Origin of the sequence: Primorskyibacter flagellatus (genome assembly GCF_900176485.1) — a bacterium.
GTDB classification, from domain to species: Bacteria; Pseudomonadota; Alphaproteobacteria; order Rhodobacterales; family Rhodobacteraceae; genus Primorskyibacter; species Primorskyibacter flagellatus.
Genome location: NZ_FWYD01000001.1, coordinates 233,917 through 249,636, shown reverse-complemented (window position 1 = coordinate 249,636; position 15,720 = coordinate 233,917). Strand labels below are relative to the sequence as shown.

Sequence of the window (15,720 nt, the reverse complement as noted above, 5' to 3'; positions counted from 1 at the left end):
CTGTTTATATTATACGCCCCACGTTTGTCGCAGGACCCGCACCCAGTTTTCATGCGTGAGCTTGGCCAGAAGCGCGTCGCCCACCCCGGAATCCCGGAATGCTGTCATTAGATTGGGCAGACCCGCACAATCACCGATCAAGGCCGGGACAAGCGCCCCGTCAAAGTCGGAACCAAAGCCGACGCGGTCTTCCCCCATTCTCTCGACCAAATGGTCAAAATGTCGGAGCAAGATGTCAAGGCCGAACTTGTCATCCCACTTGCCGTCTGGGCGCAGAAAGGCGCTGGCAAAGTTGACCCCCACGATCCCGTCGCTGTCACGGATCATGTCAAGCTGCCGATCGGTCAGGTTGCGCGAGTGAGGACAAACAGCGCAAGCATTTGAATGGCTTGCGACCAGCGGCGCATCACTGATCCGGGCGACATCCTCGACCCCTTTCGCGTTCAGATGCGACAGGTCTATCATGATCCTGAGCGAATTGCATTCACGGATCAGCGCTTTGCCCGCATCGGTCAGTCCAGGGCCTATATCCCCATCGGACGGGAAGCGAAACGGCACGCCGTGCCCCCACACCGTGTCGCGGCTCCAGACCGGGCCCAGCGATCGCAGCCCGCGCGCGTGCCAATCATGCAGCCGCGCAAAGTCGCGATCAACCGCCTCTGCCCCTTCGATATGAATGCTCGCCGCCATTTTGGGCGATGGCAGAGCCCCGGAGATCTCGGCGGCGCTGCGACAGATCGTGATTGCATCCGCCGCCTCCAAAGCCTCCAGCGCAGTAAAGCCGTTTTCCGTCCACTCGACTGCGCGTTGCTCGGTGATCGGAGGTGGCAGCGGCAGCGCATAAGGCGGGGTTTTCATCGCCTCGTGATCCACCGAAATATTGTCCGGGTTGGGCACGAATATCGCGAAGATCCCGCCGCCAAATCCACCCTTGATGGCCCGAGGCGTGTCGATATGCCCGTCCGGCACCCCCTGTGTGACTTGCTCGGCGGTGACATCGCCTTTCAGAAGGCGCAACACCAGATCATTGTGGCCGTCGAAAACGGGAAAGTTGGTCATGGTGTCTCCTGGATCAATTACAAACGGCAAGCATATCCAAAGACACACATCTGTACGCTTTCGGTCAACGATAAGCCGCCCAAGCAGACTAGCCGCGCATTGTCGCCTGTACCACCGCGCAGTCGCGCGTCCGACGCAGAAAAACGCCGAATTCTGACAACCCCATGCCTGCCCGTTCACGCCGCTGGCCGCCAGCCTGACTCTGATGACGCACGAAATTCAAGGTGTGGCACGGCAAGTTAAGGGTCATATCTCGGCTTAAGATGTGAATATTTTAATTTTTATTTCCAATGCATTAACGCCCTTTCACGCTGGCTTGACGGCGAGGGTGTTTTTTCTCCCTGTCCGCTCAAACTGATCGGAACGAAATAATGGAGATGAATTATGCCGAACTATATTTATGGAACCCCGGGCAACGACGTGCGCTATGGCACCAGCCTGGATGACTGGATGTTTCTTTATGCCGGCAATGACCGCGCCTATGGGAACGGCGGCAATGATCGTTTGTACGGGTATGATGGGAACGACACCTTGTACGGCGGCAGCGGCAACGACTACCTGAGCGGGATGGATGACAACGACTCGCTTGACGGTGGCACCGGCAACGACACCATCTACGGAGGCAACGGCCATGACAGGATCAGCGACCTGTCGGGCACCAATTACGTCAATGGTGACGCTGGCAATGACAACATTTCGTCCTCCGGCTATGGCAGCTACTATGGTGGCTCCGGCGATGACTACATCTACGCCGGCAATGGCGGGACAGAACTGTTGGACGGCGGGTCCGGAACGGACTGGCTGAACACCACGAAATGGTCGGGCAACTATACCGTGAACCTGACCACCGGCGATACCAACTACTCCTACGAGACCTTTGTGAACTTCGAGAACCTGTATTCAGGGTCCGGAAGTGACAAGCTGACCGGGACGTCCGGTGCCAACCGTATCTACGGCAACAATGGCAATGACACGATCGACGGTCTGGCCGGAAACGACTATCTTTCCGGCGGTGCCGGTAATGACCGTATTGATGCGGGCACCGGTACAGACACCGTGTCCGGTGGGTCGGGCAACGACAACATCACGTCCTCCGGCTATGGGTATTACTATGGCGACTCCGGCGACGACTACATCTACGCCGGCAACGGTGGAACCGAATACCTGAACGGCGGATCCGGCACGGACTGGCTGAACACCACCAAATGGTCTGGCAACTATACGGTGAACCTGACCACAGGCGATACCAACTACGCCACCGAGACGTTCCTGAACTTCGAGAACCTCTATTCCGGCTCCGGTAATGACAACCTGACCGGAACCACGGGCGCCAACCGGATCTACGGCAACAATGGCAATGACACCATCAACGGCCTTGCCGGCAACGACTACCTGTCCGGCGGCGCTGGCAATGACCGGATTGACGCGGGCACCGGGACAGACACCGTGTCCGGCGGATCGGGCAACGATACGATCTGGTCCTCGGGTTACGGTAGTTACTATGGCGACTCCGGTAACGACTATATGTATGCCGGAAATGGCAGCACCGAGTATATGAACGGCGGTTCGGGCAATGACTGGCTCAACACCACCGATTATTCGGGCAATTACACCGTCAACCTTGGAACCGGCGAGACGAACTTCTCGTTCGAGACATTCCTGAACTTCGAAAACATCTATTCGGGGTCCGGAAATGACAAGCTGACCGGCACCAACGATGCCAACCGCATGTATGGCAATAACGGCAATGACACGATCGACGGGCTGGGCGGCAACGACCTGCTTTCCGGCGGCGCTGGCAATGACCGGATTGATGCAGGCACCGGGACCGATACCGTCTATGGCGGATCGGGCAATGACAATATCACGTCATCAGGCTACGGTCGCTATTACGGAGATTCTGGCAACGACTACATCTATGCCGGGAATGGCGGAACGGAGTATCTGAACGGCGGGACCGGCAATGACTGGCTCAACACCACCGACTATTCGGGCAACTACACCGTTAACCTCGGAACCGGCGCGACGAACTTCTCGTTCGAGACTTTCCTGAACTTCGAAAACATCTATTCGGGGTCCGGAAGCGACTATCTGATCGGGACAAACGATGCCAACCGCATGTATGGCAACGACGGCAATGACCGACTGGTCGGCCTTGGCGGCAATGATGTCATCTCGGGCGGTTCCGGCAATGACACGATCTATGGCGGTTCCGGCAGAGACTACATCTTCGCAGGCAGCGGCAATGACTACGTCGCGGCCGGCAGTGGCAACGATGTGGTTGACGGCGGCAGCGGCAATGACCGGCTGATCGGCAATAGCGGCGACGACGTGCTGCGCGGACGGACCGGTGCCGACATTCTGAACGGTGGCGCTGGTGAAGATACCTTCGTCTACTATTCCACAGCCGAATCCGTGGGGGCCAGCCGCGACATCATTCAAGGGTTCGATGGTGCCGGTATCAACTTCACCTGGGTCACCGAAGACAAGATTGACCTTGCAGCGATTGATGCCAACGTCCTGGCCGCCGGAAACAACGCCTTTACATGGGGCGGTGTGGGTGCCGGACTGGCCACAGGCGAGCTTGGCGTCATCAACGTGGGTACCGAAACCTGGGTTGTTGGCAACACCGACGCCGATGCGTCATGGGAGTTGACGATCCGCATTCAGGACGGCGCGACAACCGCTTCTGACTACTGGGCCGGTGATTTCGTCCTGTGACCATGGCATCTGCCTTACCTCCTCTGCTCGAGGAGCTGATACTGGGAAGCGGCGAGGTATCGCCGCTTCCTTTCTCGCGTGAGATGCCCACGGGACAGCAGGCAAGCTTTGCGACAATCCGATCCGGATCGCGCATCAGTGACGCAGCACCGTATTCGACAATCGGGACGTGGAAACAGGTCACAACACAAGGAGACATTTACGAAGATGCTTGGCACCCTGCCCGGCCGCGACTGGTATCAGAGCAATCCGCTTTGTGTCACGGCAAGCAATTCGGTGCCGCGCATGGACGCCACCGGATAGGTTGCATCGGCCATGCGTTGCAGGCAAAAATCCGGCTCCAGCGATTTCAGCGTTCCAAGCGCCTCGGCCGCGCCTGCCTCATCGCCGGCATGGAACCGCAAAGCGCTGAGAAAGCGCAGCGGCGGGCGGAATGTCGGGGCCAGAAAATGCGCCAGTTCGGCATGTTTGCGTGCTTCGGCATAGCTGTTTTGCTTGATCGCCGTCGCCGCACAGATCGCATGCCACCAGCTTTGATTGGGCTGCCCGGCCGCGAGCCGAAGCGCCCGTTGCGCAACGGCATAGCCTTCGCTCGGGCGTCCCGCACGGGCAAGCGCCTGCGCAAGGATCGCATGAATGAATGGGTTTCGGGGGCATTTTACAGCACTTGTCCGCGCCAGTTCGCACGCCAGTTCGACCCGGCCTTCAACATGCAGCGCCACGTCCGCCGCAATCGCCGTGACCATCGGATCGCCGGTATTCATGCACATGGCGGCGCGGCTGAACTCGACCGCTTCGCCGTAAGCGTGCCGGTCACCGCTGCTGCGTTCAAGCAACGTCACCAGCCGCAGCCTTGCGCGCCAGGCAAGTTGCGTGGCGCTGATCTCGGGGCTGGCGCTATGCTGATCGAACCAGGCGTCGAACCGCCGCAAGCGGTTTCCGTCCTGAAACGGGAAATGGGCAAACATCTGAAACGCCAGATGCGAGGCATCCGGTGTGCCTTCGGGGCTAAGCCGTCCGAAATGCGCGCTTGCCGCCGCAGCCGTATCGACCAGAAGCTGATCAAAATTGGCGTCCTGATGAATCGCTGGCGCATTGGCACAGTTGACGTCCCCGATCCAGACGATGCGGGGCACGGCCGTTTCCGCAAGCTGGACCTGGAAGCGCAGACCGGGACCGCTGCGCATGGCACGCACCTGCACGGCAAGCTTTTCACCATGTGCGACCGCATGGGGTTCCAGCAGGATTTCGGCCTCGCCAAGCTGAGCAATATGTGTCGCGACATCGGCCGTCAAAATCTCGGCATGGGCGCGTACCGACGAGTGATCGCAAACCGGCGGCAGCACGACAATCGCCGGTCGCGTCCGACCCGTCGGCATCGCAGCCTTGACCCGCGCAGCAAGTGCATGGTGGGTCGGCACTGCATCGCGAAGCTTGTCGCAGGCATCGGCAAATTCCGACCGCCTGTCGCGCACCCAGTCTTCGAATTCCGGGTCGGCCACATCAAGCCCTTCGGCAAATTCCGGCATTTCGATACAGTCGCGCGGCAGGGACAGATCAACCTTGACCCGCGCCGGGTTCAGCGCCACGGCCTCGTTATTGATGATCAACAGATCCTCGGCCCCACCCCGCATTCTGCGCGCCGCACTCAACGCCTGACGCAGACTGGCACCGCCCTTTTCGGGATCAGAACAGCTCCACAGCATATCTTGCAGAAACGCGCGGGGCCGTCGCATCCCGTTGCCGGTGCCGATCAGCACCAGCAGGGCTTTCAGCTTTGCCGCACTGGGCGTGATTTCAAGTCCATCAGACCGTATCAGACGCACCGGACCTGCCAGTTTCAGAACGAAATTCTGTGTGGTCGACATTGTTATGACAACGCTCTTCCTGTTGGATTTCTTACCCATGGTAGACCCAAAGGGCGTTTCACGGAAGTCAGGTATTCCTTGCCAGTCGGCATGGCCGTGATCATTGACGTAGCGGCAATTCAGCCCAAGAATGATGCAGAGCTTTTAAACTCACCTTCAGAAGGCAGTTAATTCTCATGTCCGTTCAATCAGTCCAGACCCTCGTTTCCACGCAATCAACCCAATCCACCCAGTCGACGCAATCCACACAATCGACCCAGGGCAGAGGCGTCGTGACCGGCGACAGCAATCCGCTTTTGTCCGCTGCCCTCGCAACCAGCCATGACGGTGTGGTTGCGACAGAGGCGCTCGATTTCGACGATATTGGCCTGCGCAGCGACCGGTTGAAACAGGCGGAAGACAGGCTGACCGGTCTGTTGGGATCAGATGATGCGCAACTGCCGCGCCTGCCGGACACGCCCTATTTTCTTCAGGCGGTTGTTGCGGGTCTGATCCAGAGTACGCGTATTGAACTTGGCGAGAAACAGGCCAGCCTGCACGCGCGGGTCATCAGCAAGGGCGGGCCGCTTTCGGACGGCTTTGCGGGCGATCCGTTCGTAAAAATGACCTGTCCCAGCATAGACGATTTTGCCGAGCAGGTTCCTTATATCCAAAGCTACGCCGATCTGCGGGATGAACGCCTGCCCGAGATCATCGTGCAGATGGGCGATATCCTGTCGTTCTTCGCCGTGGGCGATCTTCTGGATACCGAACGCACGCCCTACACATTGAAAGTGCTGGACGCTGCCGCCGGCTATGCGGGCGGTATCATCCAGCGGATCAAGCTGAGTTTCGACGGCCCGCGCCCTGTGCAATTTTCGCCGCGCGTCGAGCCGATCATCGCAACCCCGACCCACGGCACCCTTCCCAGCGGTCACGCGACCGAGGCGTTTCTGATCGCATCCTTGCTGACGTTGTTGCGCGGCGGTGACCCCGCCAGAGCCGCCGCCGATGTGCAGCAACGGTTCCGGCTGGCCGCACGGATCGCGGTGAACCGGACGGTTTCCGGGGTGCATTACCCGGTCGATAGTGCGGCGGGCGCGGTACTTGGTATCGGGTTGGCGGAACATCTGGCTGCGACAGCAGGCGCGCGCGCTGCCCCGGCCGGGAATTGGGCATTCGACGGGACGGCGTGGAATAACAGCGATTTTCACCACGGCATCGTTGCCGACCTGATTGACGCCGCCGATACCGAGGGCGCAACCTCTGTGGTCCGGTCAAAGGACACGTCCACGCGTGCGACCGACGATCTCTGGAGCAGGCTCTGGAAAAAAGCCGCGTCGGAACATCTGCCGGAAGGCGGGTAAGTCATGGCCAGGCAACACGAATGGACCCATGTTGAATCGCTGCCGCCGGGGGGGCGCATCTCGCCCTATATCCATTGGACCTCTGCCTGGTCGCATAGCGATCAGGCCTTTGCCGCGCAGGATCTTCTGGACACGGATATTCCGTGGCTGGCGCACGCGATCCAGACGGCAATCGGCGACGCCTCGGACCCTTGGGGGCGGCTTTTGCATCATGTTCTGCCGCGCCACGCCGTCCCCTCAGGCGCGCCCGAAAGCGATCCGGAACCCGCGAAAAGCACCTCTGCCAAAGTGCTCAATCTGCCGCCCGCAAACGATCGGGTGATCCTCGGAATTATCGACGATGCAACAGCCTTCGCGCATGAGCGCTTCAGGCTTCCAAACGGTCGCAGCCGTATCGACTATCTTTGGCTTCAAAGCGCACGGCACGAGGCCGCGGCCCCGTTTGGCAGGGAATATGACCGAACCGGGATCGAACGGTTGATCGACCAGTTTCGGCGCGGTCCTATGGGCGAGATGATTGACGAGGACGGTCTGTACCGCCACGCCAGCGCATTGGATATGAGCCTCGGCACGCCGCAATCCCTGGCGCGCACAGCCGGTCACGGAACAGCCGTGGCCGATCTGGCGGCGAGTTTCGGCGCGGCCGGCACTGCGCGGGGGCGTGATCGTTTTACCCCACCGGGCGAGATGAATATCGCGCCGGAAGACTTTGATCTGGCTATCGTTTCCCTGCCCGAGCGGCTGATCATGGACACGTCAGGCACCTTTGCCGAGATATTTATGATCCTGGGCATGGTACGTCTGATCAGCCATGTGGAAAACCGCAGCCAGCGTGAAGGCAAGGATTATCCGCTGGTGATCAATATCAGCCTTGGCCTGACGGCCGGCCCGCGGGATGGCACCAGCCTGCTGGATCGGTTCATCGCTGCCGTGAATGCGCAGCGACCCAGTGACCGGGTTCCGATCCGCATCGTCGTGCCGGCCGGAAACTTCCGGCAAGCCAAGGTCCATGCCGTGCTTGACGCGCCGGTGGATGAAAAGGCATCGCCGCTGTTCTGGACAATCGCACCCGACGATTCAACGCCCAGCTTTCTGGAGATCTGGTCAACGCCCCTGCCCCGAAAGCCAGAGGTCTTGCCGATTTCCCTGACCCTTCGGCCCGCGCAGAGCAAAGAGGCCGCGCCCCTTGGCCCGGTGCCACTGGACGGCGTGTTCGATCTGTCAAGCGGTCCGCAACTCGCGGCAAGGTGCTACACGCAATGGGTGCCGAAGCGGATCGACAAACCATCCGCCGGGGGCCGTGTCCGGCTGACCCTGGCCGTCCCGCCAACGCTGCCCGGAAATCCGGCAAGGGCCTATACCGTGCCGGGACCATGGCAGTTGTTGCTGGAGCCTGCCAATGCATCACCGTCCCAATCCGGTTGGCCGCTGGATCTGGTGGTTCAGCGCGATGACATGATCCCCGGCTACAGGGGTGGCGGGCGGCAGTCATATCTTCAGGACCGGCAATATATGCAGGTGGATGCGCGCGGCTTTACCGTGACCAAGGACCGGCCCGGACCGGACGGCACGCTGCCCTATGTCCGGCGCGCCGGAACGATCAACGCCTTCGCAACCGCGCCAGAGATTGTCGTGGTCGGTGGTTGCTATGCGGACACGCTGGAACCGGTCGATTATTCCGGCGAAGGCGGCAGCGGCGGGCAAGGTTTGCGCGGCATTGACGCCAGTGCGTCGGCCTCCATGCAGCGGATGCGCGGGGTCATTCGGGCAGCGGGGTCGCGCAGCGGCAGCCGCATCGGTGTCGGCGGCACGTCGATCGCGGCACCGGTCATGTCGCGGGAACTCGCCAAGGCGATGCGCCCCCTCAGCGAGCGGCCAAAGCTAAGCGGGGTGTCCCTGCTACGGCGATCCTCACATGACACCGATCCGCCGCCGGTTCTGCCGATCACCGAAAACCTGTCTGACCGCTACCAGAACAGTTCCGGCGCGCATAAGGCGATATCCTTTTCCAAGCTGCCGTAGCGAAATGCGAGGTCTCCGATGTCCGGCAAACGGGGTGCATGCTGTCATTCGACGGCATCCCCCACACCACCGGACGGGGTTACTTTCGTTGAAACGCGATCATCACCAGTGCCAGCAGCGATGATCCCAGCATCAGCAACAAGGACACCGCGTTCAGCAAGGGGGTTGAGCCTTCTTTCAAACGGTCGAACATTGCGATGGTCAGCGGCGCGTCCGAGCCCACCAGCATCAGCGTCGTGTTGAAATTCTCGAAGCTCATCAGGAAGGCCACGACGAAGGCACCGATCAGCGCGGGCGTCAGGTATGGCAAGGTCACGGTCCGCACCGCCACCAGCCGCCCTGCCCCAAGGTTCATCGCGGCCTCTTCCAAAGAACGGTCGAACTTTTGCAGACGCGCGGCAATCACCAGCGTCGCGATGGTCGCGATGAAGGAAAACTGCCCGAGGATGACCAGCGTCAGTCCGGGACGCAGCGCCTCGACATCCCACTGGGCCATGTCCCACAACCCGTTCGCCACGCGGCTGGAGAACACAAGGATCGAGATCCCCAGCACGATCCCCGGCACCACCAGAGGCAGCAGCATGAAGATATACAGGATGCCCTGCCCGCGAAACCTGTAGCGGTTGAACAGGAAGGCGTTGGACAGCCCCACCGCCACCGCAAGCACCGATACGCCCACCGCCACAAAGGCAGAGGTGCCGATGGCGCGCAGGATGCCGCGTTCGTGGAAGGCACCGATCATCGGGCGTTCAGAGCCAAAGAACCAGCCCCAGGTGAAGCCTTCCCATGGCAGCGACGGGAACTGGCTGTCATTGAAGGCAAATGCCGCGACAACAACCAGGGGCAGCGCGAGTAAGATGAAGAACACCGCGACATAGGCCACATAAGCGGCGCGCAGGGCGCGGGGTTGCGGGATGGAGGGGATCATGGCGTCACCCCATTGTCCGTTCAAGCGTCTGCCCGGTCAGCCGCAGCATTCCCCAGACGATCAGCGATGACAGCAAGAGCAGCATGAAACCGAAGGCCGCGCCCAGTTCCCAGTTGAAACGGACGATGAACTGCGAATAGATCAGCTCTGTGAACCACAGGCTGTCCTTGCCGCCCAGCATCGTGGGCGTCAGGTAGTTGCCAAGGCTCAGCATGAAGACGACGATACTGCCCGATACGATGCCGGGCGCGGCATGAGGGATCACGATTTCCCGCATCACGCTGGTATTGGTGCCGCCCAGATCGTAACCCGCCTCGATCACCTCATCCGGCAGGCTTTCCAGCGTCGTGACCAGTGGTACCACCATGAACAGCATCGACGTATAGACCAGCCCCACCATGATGGCGGCATCGTTATACAGCATCTCGACCGGGCCGCTGACCAGCCCTGCCCATTGCAGAAGGTTGGAGATGATGCCGGTCTCGCGCAGCAGGATCATCCAGCCGAAGGTGCGCACCAGTTCCGACACCCAGAACGGCACAAGGCACAGCAAAAACAGCGCCGAACGGCTGCGCCCGCGCGCGATCTTGGCAATGAAATAGCTGACCGGAAAGGCGATCAGAAGCGTGATGAGCGTCGCAAGAATGGACATCACCGCCGTGCGCAGAAACGTCCAGAGGTAAAGCGGTTCCTGAAAAAACGTCAGATAATTGGCAAGCGAGATCCGGTATTCGCCCACGCCCACACGTTCACGCAAGGACACAAGGAACATGTCCACATGCGGGATCAGGATCAGCAGGATCAGCCATAACAGCAAAGGGGCCAGCAGCAGCATCAGACCAAGGCGCGCGCCGCTTTTCATGGCGCGGACCCCGCGGCAAAACAATTGCCCTGATCGCCGGCCCAGCCGATATGCACTGCGTCGCCTTCGGACAGCGCGGCAAATTCGCCCGATTGCGGCAGGTTCACCTCAATCTCTTCGGCATCTGCGGCCACGACGATGCGGCTGGCAGCGCCGTTGAACAACAGGTTCGTCACCCTGCCCGACAGGTGATTGTCGAAATGCGCCAGATCATCGGCTGCGGTGCTGATCCGGATCGCCTCTGGCCGGACAAATATCTGCGCGGCGTCACCGACGCCCATCGCGCGGTCATGCGCGGAGGCACGCATCGACAGCCCGCTTTCCGTGCGGACCTGCATGACATTGCCCTCTGCGCGTTCCACCCGGCCTGCCCAGCGATTGCTGTCGCCGACGAAGCCCGCGACAAAGGCGCTTGCGGGGCGGTAATACAGATCCCGTCCACTGCCCATCTGTTCGAACCGGCCTTCGTTCATCACGGCAATCGTGTCGGACATCACCAGCGCTTCGGACTGGTCATGCGTGATATAGACAAAGGTAGTGTCAAACGCGGCCTGAAGCGCCTTCAGTTCTACCTTCATGCGTTCGCGCAGCTTCAGATCCAGCGCGCCCAGCGGTTCGTCCAGCAACAGCACGTCCGGCTCCAGCACCATGCAGCGGGCGATGGCGACGCGCTGCTTCTGCCCGCCCGACAACTCGTCTATCTTGCGCGTGCCGATGCCCGGCAGGCCGATCCGGTCCAGCGCCTCGTCGACCTTCACGGCGATCTGCGCCTTCGCCATGCCCTGCCGACGCAGCCCGTAGCCGATATTCTCGGCAATATTCATCATCGGGAACAGTGCCAGATGCTGAAAAACCATATTCACGGGCCGCTTGTTCGGCGACACATCCAGAACGGATTTTCCCCGGATCAGAATGTCGCCGGAACTTGGTTCCAGAAACCCCGCGATCATCCGCATGATCGTGGTCTTGCCACAGCCCGACGGACCGAGGATCGAGAAAAACGACCCGCTCGGCACGTCGAAGGACACGTCATCGACAGCCGTCGTGCCCCCGAAACGCTTGGTCAGGTTGCGGCATTCAAGGTCAAAGCTCATGCGGAATCCATTCATCGGGGCGGCACCCGAACGTCAGCCCGGATGCCGCCAAAGTCAGATCAGTTGGCAGCCTTGACGCGGTCCAGAACGCCGCCTTCGATGACTTCAAGACCGGCAGGAACGGGCGGGTACCACTTGATATTGTCAATCGCTTCCGGCGGGAAGCTGGCCTGATAGCGGGCTTTCAAGTCGTCCGACGCGAATTCGTCCGCGCCTTTGGAGGCAGTGAAATTGCCCGCAGCAGCGGTAATCATCGCGGCAACCTCTGGCTGCATGACAAAATTGATCCACTCATAGGCCAGATCATCGGCCTTGCCCTTGGCGGGCAGCGCAAACGTATCAACCCAGCCAAGCGCACCGGATGCGGGCGCCACGAAGGTCACATCCGGGTTGTCCTCGTTCAGCTTCCAGCCGCCCGTGTCCCACGCCATCGACGCCACGACCTCGCCAGAGCGGACCAGGTTCATCAGCTCGTCACCACCACCCCAATAGGTTTTGACATTGGCTTTGCAGGCGATCAGCGCCTCTTCGACCTTTGCCATGACCTCTTCGTATTTCGCGGGGTCGCCATAGGCCGCAAACGGATCTTCGCCCATCGCGAAGGCAAAGCCGATCAGGGTCGGGCGTTTCAGGCGGTAGGATACCTTGCCCGCCACATCGTCATTGCACAGATCGGTATAATCCTTGACCGACGCGGCCTCAGCGGTGTTCACGACAAGACCGGAGGTGCCCCAGATATGCGGCACGCCATAGACGTCACCGCCCACGGTGGTGTTGCCCTTGGTCGCCTCAAGCATCGACGGGATAAAAAGATCCGCGTCGATCTTGGACAGGTCCATCGGCTTGTAGATGCCGAATTCGGCCTGCGGTCCCGCAATCCGGTCTTGGCTGGGCTGGGCAAGGTCGAACCCGCCGCCACCTGTCGCGCGCAGCTTGGCGATCATTTCCTCGTTGTTGGACTTGGTCACCTCTACCGTGTGGCCGGTCTGTTCCTCGAACTTGGCCACCACGTCCTCGGGCGCGTAGCCGCCCCATGTCAGCAGGCGCAGCGTATCCGCCTGCGCCGCTGCGCCAAACGTCACGACAAGCGCCGTTGTCGCCATAAGCATCTGAGTTTTCATTTCAATTCTCCCGATTGTGTATTTCGTGAAAGACTTGGGTAGCCTTTCCTGCGTCCTTAGATCCGATATATCACAGATTGATGACACATCAGATGACCGCCTCATATAGCGACCGCACATTCCCTTCGGTCAGCTTGACGGGATTGCCTCCGCAGGACGGATCGGACAGCGCCATTGGCACCAACTCGTCGATCCGGTCAGCGCTTGCCCCCATCTCGGACAGTTTTCGTGGAATGGCAAAACTGTCGTTGAAATCCTGCACGAATTTGCAGAACCCGTCAAAGCCGCCCTCGACCCCGATGTAACTGGCGGCGCGATCAAAACGGTCCGCAATCTTTGCTGCGTTCAGCTGCAAGACCGCAGGCATGCAGACCGCATTCGTCGTGCCGTGATGCGTGTTGAACACCGCGCCGATAGGATGGCTGAGCGCGTGGATCGCGCCCAGCCCTTTCTGAAACGCCGTCGCCCCCATCGCGGCTGCACTCATCATTTGTGCACGGGCTTCGATGTCCGTGCCATCGGCATAGGCGCGCGGCAGGTATTCGACGACCAAACGCATGCCTTCCAGCGCGATGCCATGGCTCATCGGATGATAGAACGGGCTGCTGAACGCCTCGACACAATGGGCAAAGGCATCAAGCCCCGTGCCTGCGGTGATGAATTTCGGCATGCCCACTGTCAGTTCCGGATCGCAGATCACCACCGACGGCAGCACTTTGGGGTGAAAGATGATCTTCTTCACATGGGTCCGGGAATTGGTGATCACGCTGGCGCGCCCCACCTCTGATCCTGTCCCGGCGGTGGTTGGCACGGCGATTATGGGCGCAATCGTATCCGCATCGGCGCGTGTCCACCAATCCCCGACATCCTCGAAATCCCAGACCGGCCGGGTTTGCCCGGCCATGAAGGCCACCATCTTGCCCAAGTCCAGACCAGAGCCGCCGCCAAAGGCAATCACCCCGTCATGCCCGCCATCGCGGTAAGCCTGCACACCGGCGGCAAGGTTCGTCTCATTCGGGTTGGGATCAACCTGCGCAAACACCGCACGGCCCAGCCCTGCGGCGTCGAGTATATCCAGCACCTGCGCAGTGATCGGCAGATCCGCCAACCCCTTGTCAGTGACCAGCAAGGGCCGCGCGATCCCGGCCTGCGCGCAGGCACCGGGCAGCTCTGCAATCCGGCCTGCGCCGAACTTGATTGCGGTCGGATAGGACCAGTTTCCAGTCAGTCTCATGTCGTTACCTTCTTGAGATGGTAGGATTTCGGGCGCGTCAGATTATGATAACCGATCACCGACAGGCCGCCGCCGCGCCCGGTATTCTTGCAGCCGGTCCAGCACAGGCCGGGATCCAGATAATCGGCGCGGTTCAGGAACACCGTGCCGGTTTCGATCCGGTCGCCCACACGCTGCGCGCGCTCAACATCGCCTGTCCACAGGCTGGCGGTCAGACCAAATTCGCTGTCATTCATCAGCGCAATCGCTTCGTCGTCATCCTTGACGGGCATGATCCCCACGACGGGGCCGAAACTCTCGTCCCGCATCACCCGCATATCATGTGTCACGCCGGTCAGGATCTGCGGCGTCAGATAGGCACCCCCGTCATCCTCGGCAAATCTGTCGATATGTGCCGTCGCCCCTGCCGCCACAGCCTCGGCGATCTGCGCGCGCACCTCATTGGCGAAACGCACATGCGCCATCGGGCCAAGCGTCGTTGCCTTATCCAGCGGATTGCCCAGCTTGTAGCCGCGCACAATCTTCAACGCTTTTTCCAGAAACGCATCGAACAGGCTCTCATGCACATAGATCCGCTCGATCCCGCAGCAGCACTGGCCGGAATTGAACATCGCCCCGTCGATCAACGTCTCGACCGCCGCATCCAGATCGGCGTCCTCCATGACATAGCCCGGATCCTTGCCACCCAATTCGGTTGCAACCCCGGTGAACGTGCCCGCTGCGGCACGCTCCATCTGCTGGCCGCCACCGACCGAGCCGGTAAAATTGACAAAGTCGAACGTGCGGGCCGCGATCAGTTGGAAGGTCGTGTCGTGGTCCAGAAAGATATTGTCGAACACCTCGGCAGGCACGCCCGCCGCCTGAAACGCCTGTGCCATCCGCTCGCCCACGACAAGCGTTTGCGTCGCATGTTTCAGCAACACGGCATTGCCCGCGATCAACGCAGGCGCGACTGTATTGATCGCCGTCATGTAAGGATAATTCCACGGTGCCACGACCAGCACCACCCCATGCGGAACCCGCTTGATATAGCGCCGGAACGTCGCATCTTCGCCCACCATGACATCGGCAAGGGCATCCTTCGCAATCGCAGCCATATGGCGCGCGCGCTCGTCGAACCCGCCAAATTCGCCGCCGTAACTTACCGGGCGGCCCATCATCCGCGCCAGTTCCGGCACGATGAGATCATTCATCTCGCCCACGGCGGCAACCCCCGCCATCACGAGGTCGATCCGCTCCTGCAAGGGCCGTGCCGCCCATTCCGCCTGCGCGGCACGCATGCCCGCGACCTTGTCACGCGCCTGTGCGAACACCGCCACATCCCGCTCCGCAAAGACGGACCCGTCGATCGGAGAGATGCATTTCAATGTCTGACCCACGTCAAACCTCCTTGTCCTGCAAGGCCCGCGCCCTGCCCTTCTTCTTGGCCCAAATACTCCGGGGAGCGCGAGGGGCAGGCCCCTCG

The 15,720-nt window shown here is 60.7% G+C and carries 11 protein-coding genes; 3 read left to right on the top strand and 8 right to left on the bottom strand.

Annotated features, from left to right (window positions below):
• Positions 1–9: 9 nt before the first annotated feature.
• Positions 10–1,059, bottom strand: coding sequence for a dipeptidase (locus B8991_RS01160; RefSeq protein WP_084349967.1), 1,050 nt, complete (start codon positions 1,057–1,059; stop codon positions 10–12).
• Positions 1,060–1,443: 384 nt separating this feature from the next.
• Here B8991_RS01160 and B8991_RS22125 point away from each other — a divergent pair, with 384 nt between their 5' ends.
• Complete coding sequence (locus tag B8991_RS22125; protein ID WP_084349966.1) at positions 1,444–3,780, top strand: calcium-binding protein; 2,337 nt, start codon at positions 1,444–1,446, stop codon at positions 3,778–3,780.
• Between the two features lie 239 nt (positions 3,781–4,019).
• Here the strand turns inward: B8991_RS22125 and B8991_RS01150 are convergent, their stop codons facing one another.
• Positions 4,020–5,648 (bottom strand): AfsR/SARP family transcriptional regulator, encoded by a 1,629-nt coding sequence (locus B8991_RS01150; protein WP_084349965.1) that lies wholly within the window; start codon positions 5,646–5,648, stop codon positions 4,020–4,022.
• Between the two features lie 176 nt (positions 5,649–5,824).
• On the opposite strand from B8991_RS01150, the gene B8991_RS01145 reads away from it, so the two are divergent.
• Together B8991_RS01145 and B8991_RS01140 are read left to right on the top strand one after the other, a co-directional pair.
• Positions 5,825–6,994, top strand: a complete 1,170-nt coding sequence (locus B8991_RS01145; RefSeq protein WP_084349964.1) for a phosphatase PAP2 family protein — start codon at positions 5,825–5,827, stop codon at positions 6,992–6,994.
• A 3-nt stretch (positions 6,995–6,997) separates the two neighbouring features.
• A complete protein-coding gene (locus B8991_RS01140; protein WP_084349963.1) occupies positions 6,998–9,016 on the top strand; it encodes a S8/S53 family peptidase in 2,019 nt (672 codons plus the stop codon).
• Positions 9,017–9,095: 79 nt separating this feature from the next.
• Here the strand turns inward: B8991_RS01140 and B8991_RS01135 are convergent, their stop codons facing one another.
• The 6 genes from B8991_RS01135 to B8991_RS01110 form a co-directional block, all read right to left on the bottom strand.
• Positions 9,096–9,944, bottom strand: coding sequence for an ABC transporter permease (locus tag B8991_RS01135; protein WP_084349962.1), 849 nt, complete (start codon positions 9,942–9,944; stop codon positions 9,096–9,098).
• Between the two features lie 4 nt (positions 9,945–9,948).
• Positions 9,949–10,806: an ABC transporter permease gene (locus B8991_RS01130; protein WP_084349961.1), complete on the bottom strand. Its 858-nt coding sequence runs from the start codon at positions 10,804–10,806 to the stop codon at positions 9,949–9,951.
• A complete protein-coding gene (locus B8991_RS01125) occupies positions 10,803–11,900 on the bottom strand; it encodes an ABC transporter ATP-binding protein (RefSeq protein WP_084350295.1) in 1,098 nt (365 codons plus the stop codon). The genes B8991_RS01130 and B8991_RS01125 overlap by 4 nt, the downstream gene beginning before the upstream one ends.
• A 59-nt stretch (positions 11,901–11,959) precedes the next feature.
• Positions 11,960–13,021 (bottom strand): extracellular solute-binding protein, encoded by a 1,062-nt coding sequence (locus B8991_RS01120; protein WP_084349960.1) that lies wholly within the window; start codon positions 13,019–13,021, stop codon positions 11,960–11,962.
• 88 nt (positions 13,022–13,109) lie between these two features.
• Positions 13,110–14,255, bottom strand: coding sequence for an iron-containing alcohol dehydrogenase (locus tag B8991_RS01115; protein ID WP_084349959.1), 1,146 nt, complete (start codon positions 14,253–14,255; stop codon positions 13,110–13,112).
• The gene (locus B8991_RS01110) at positions 14,252–15,634 is read right to left on the bottom strand and encodes an aldehyde dehydrogenase family protein (protein ID WP_084349958.1); all 1,383 of its coding nucleotides are present in this window, start codon (positions 15,632–15,634) and stop codon (positions 14,252–14,254) included. The genes B8991_RS01115 and B8991_RS01110 overlap by 4 nt, the downstream gene beginning before the upstream one ends.
• Positions 15,635–15,720 lie beyond the last annotated feature (86 nt).

What these genes read in the sequence shown, in the direction of transcription:
- B8991_RS01160 (WP_084349967.1), bottom strand. Translation starts at nt 1,059, where the DNA reads ATGACCAACTTTCCCGTTTTCGACGGCCACAATGATCTGGTGTTGCGC.
- B8991_RS22125 (WP_084349966.1), top strand. Translation starts at nt 1,444, where the DNA reads ATGCCGAACTATATTTATGGAACCCCGGGCAACGACGTGCGCTATGGC.
- B8991_RS01150 (WP_084349965.1), bottom strand. Translation starts at nt 5,648, where the DNA reads ATGTCGACCACACAGAATTTCGTTCTGAAACTGGCAGGTCCGGTGCGT.
- B8991_RS01145 (WP_084349964.1), top strand. Translation starts at nt 5,825, where the DNA reads ATGTCCGTTCAATCAGTCCAGACCCTCGTTTCCACGCAATCAACCCAA.
- B8991_RS01140 (WP_084349963.1), top strand. Translation starts at nt 6,998, where the DNA reads ATGGCCAGGCAACACGAATGGACCCATGTTGAATCGCTGCCGCCGGGG.
- B8991_RS01135 (WP_084349962.1), bottom strand. Translation starts at nt 9,944, where the DNA reads ATGATCCCCTCCATCCCGCAACCCCGCGCCCTGCGCGCCGCTTATGTG.
- B8991_RS01130 (WP_084349961.1), bottom strand. Translation starts at nt 10,806, where the DNA reads ATGAAAAGCGGCGCGCGCCTTGGTCTGATGCTGCTGCTGGCCCCTTTG.
- B8991_RS01125 (WP_084350295.1), bottom strand. Translation starts at nt 11,900, where the DNA reads ATGAGCTTTGACCTTGAATGCCGCAACCTGACCAAGCGTTTCGGGGGC.
- B8991_RS01120 (WP_084349960.1), bottom strand. Translation starts at nt 13,021, where the DNA reads ATGAAAACTCAGATGCTTATGGCGACAACGGCGCTTGTCGTGACGTTT.
- B8991_RS01115 (WP_084349959.1), bottom strand. Translation starts at nt 14,255, where the DNA reads ATGAGACTGACTGGAAACTGGTCCTATCCGACCGCAATCAAGTTCGGC.